The 2,135-nt window shown below is 41.2% G+C and carries 2 protein-coding genes; both read right to left on the reverse strand.

The features are described from left to right. Window positions 1-437: 437 nt before the first annotated feature. Window positions 438-617: a hypothetical protein gene (locus JKK62_RS13865; RefSeq protein WP_201428413.1), complete on the reverse strand. Its 180-nt coding sequence runs from the start codon at window positions 615-617 to the stop codon at window positions 438-440. A 13-nt stretch (window positions 618-630) separates the two neighbouring features. After that, on the reverse strand, window positions 631-1,839 hold the full coding sequence (locus tag JKK62_RS13870; protein ID WP_201428414.1) for a zinc-ribbon domain-containing protein: 1,209 nt from the start codon (window positions 1,837-1,839) through the stop codon (window positions 631-633). Window positions 1,840-2,135: the final 296 nt, after the last annotated feature.

Below are 2,135 nucleotides of genomic sequence, written 5' to 3' on the forward strand. Positions count from 1 at the left end.
AGATAAATCTATATGGGAAGTTCTTCAAGCGCCTGACTGCTATCAGGCTCATAGGAATCTCACCTCTGCCGGGTACTCCGCCAGCTCCGTAGAGAAGTATCATTATCGCTTGTGTAGGTCGTCGCCATATCGGGAGCAGCCCGATACTCGCAGACGGAATTAGCGCTCGCTCTCAAAGAGAGGTCGTGGCGTACCGCTTCGGTAGCTTAGCATTTCTGCTTACACAAGTAACGTACTTGAAGAAATGATATTCAGTTGTCAAAGTTCAGTGAAAAGGTCTTTTTCGATTGCTCGGAAAAAAGCCCTTTCACTTATACCTAATGGGAGAGGTCATTTTTGAAGTAAATTTCAAAAATTTTTTAAAAAATTTAAAAAAACTTTTAAAACACAAAAAAGCCGCCTGTTCCAATTAAGGAACAGACGGCTATAAGCTATATTTAATTGTATATTACCTTTATATTCTTTTTGCGGGCATTATAAAGTTTGGTGATAACCTCATCTATTACATCCGTATATTTTCCTCGTGCGATCATATCATTCTTGAGGTCAATCAGTGATTTCAAAACCTCGGAGCGTTCTTCGTTCGTTAGGTAAACGTGGTATTTCGGGTTTTTCATTATAAATTCCTCCTCATTTTTGAGCTATTACAGATTGAGATTGTCTTAATCTCCAATCGTAAAAGCGTTGTCTAATAATCTCTGCGTCTTTTTCTGTGTCTGAGTTTATATAGATATGAACAGAGCGAAACACCTGTTTAATCCTTTCCAATAGAGATATTTCATCGGTACGTCCATAGGCAATATACACGAGCTTAATATTCCGCTTTTTGCACAGGTATTGCTTTAATCTCAAAATGTTATCGTTAGGCTTAGAAGTTTCAATAGCGAGCTTTTCTTCGGGTATATATGTTTCTAATGGAATACCGATAATGCTATCATCATCAAACTTAACAGACATTCTATTCATTCCGGCATATACCATAATCGCCAATTTGGGAAGTACGCTTTTGTACTCCTTATCACACACCTTACAACCCATTCCGCTTACTCTGTCTGATATGCGAGCCTTATATGAATGGTTTAGGGGACATTTCCACCAAACGCCGTACATTGAGTGCCTTGAAATATGCTCCGGTGAAAAACTTGTGTTTTTATCAAAGTCCCATTCTGAAATAAGATGTGTGTCTGTTGTAGCCAAGTCATTATATCCTGTCAATATGGCTCGTTCAGCGCAAACGGGACACATTGATCCGTTGGCTCTTGAATATATTACTGATTTCCACTCAAAGCCGCAAGTCCGACATTTCCACCACACGTTTTTACGAGATTTATCATTTACCGTATCAGGAGTAAGTGGTAGGTTTCGGTCTGACCATTCCTCCGCAAGCTGCGGATATTTCGTAGCCAAATCATTAACCCCTTTGAGTAATATATAACCGCTACAATACGGACATTTACTTCCGTCTGAACGAGTAGTAATGAGTGTTTCCCATTCATTGCCGCACTCTCTGCATTTCCACCAAGCCTTGCGATTAGCAAAAACAGTAACTTGTGTGGGGAGTAGAGGGGCGTTTCTGGCTGACCACTCTGCGGCAAGTTCAGGCTTTTGAGAAGCGAGGTCATTGAAGCCCTCTAATATCGCATTGTGGGAACAGTAAGGACAACCACTTCCGCCGATTACTCTGTTTTTTACTGAAGCTCTCCATTCGTGTCCGCATTTGCCTTTCCACCATACAATTTTATTAGAGCCGTGCGTTACGCTGTCCGGCGTAAGAGGTAAATTGCGCTGTGACCATTCATTTATAAGTTCAGGGCGAACATCAGCTAACATTCTTTTCATACCGTATCCTCTCCTTTACCTATATTATATAAGAAACAGGAGAAATATCGTAATATGCGATTCGTTTCAGGGCATAAAAAACAGGCAACCTCATATAAGGCTGCCTGCGATTGCCATAATAGTAAATGCGATAAATCAGAATTTGCCGGCTGCCAAACGGGAGCATGCTTATTGCTTATCGTCCGTGCCATCCTCATTATCATTTTCACTGTTATGACGCAGCACCAAACCGAGACACAACCCAACTGATAGTCCGATGGGCATCCACAATCCGATATTGTGCGTTGCCAAGATCG

The organism is Ruminococcus difficilis, from assembly GCF_016680995.1.